The 547-nt window shown below is 49.4% G+C and carries 1 protein-coding gene; it reads left to right on the top strand.

The window, feature by feature from the left end; translation table 11 throughout:
• Nucleotides 1-474 (top strand): HAD family hydrolase (locus R7Z50_RS30275; protein WP_318150119.1); only part of this gene is annotated, 474 nt, incomplete at its 5' end.
• Nucleotides 475-547: the final 73 nt, after the last annotated feature.

The following is a 547-nucleotide window of genomic DNA, read 5'->3' as shown; positions in this document are numbered from 1 at the left end:
GGCGGTTTATGGGCAGAGCATCAAGAGAAGAACCAAACACCAGTAACCCTGTTTGAAGGCATTGATGGCGTTATTAAAGAGTTTGCGCAGCTGCCTCACGGCATTTGCTCTCAAAACTCACAAAGCAATATTCGTCGAGTGCTGTCCGACAACGGCATCAGCGCGCCGTTTAAATCCATCGTCGGGTATGATGACGTCTCGAACGGGCATCAAAAGCCCGATGCGTACAGTGGCATCAAATGCGTTGAGTCGATTTTTGGTCACGCAGAAAATCGACAGCTGATGTACATCGGTGACCATGAAACCGACACGCAATTCGCACGCAACATCGAACAGCAGTTGGGTGGCCAAAGTAAAGTGATTGCCGTTGCAGCAGCGTACAGCGGCGCGATGCCAGAGCATTGGAGCGTGCAACCAGATTACGTGGCAAGAACGGTTGACGAGCTGTTTTCGATTATTGCTCAACACACGTAATTTTTGACTGCGGTTTAAGGCCAACACCTTGAATATCAGCGCTCACCTTGCCCTTTCAGACATTGAAACAATT

The organism is Vibrio sp. 1249-1 (genome assembly GCF_033340495.1).
This window is presented reverse-complemented; position numbering and strand designations above follow the sequence as displayed.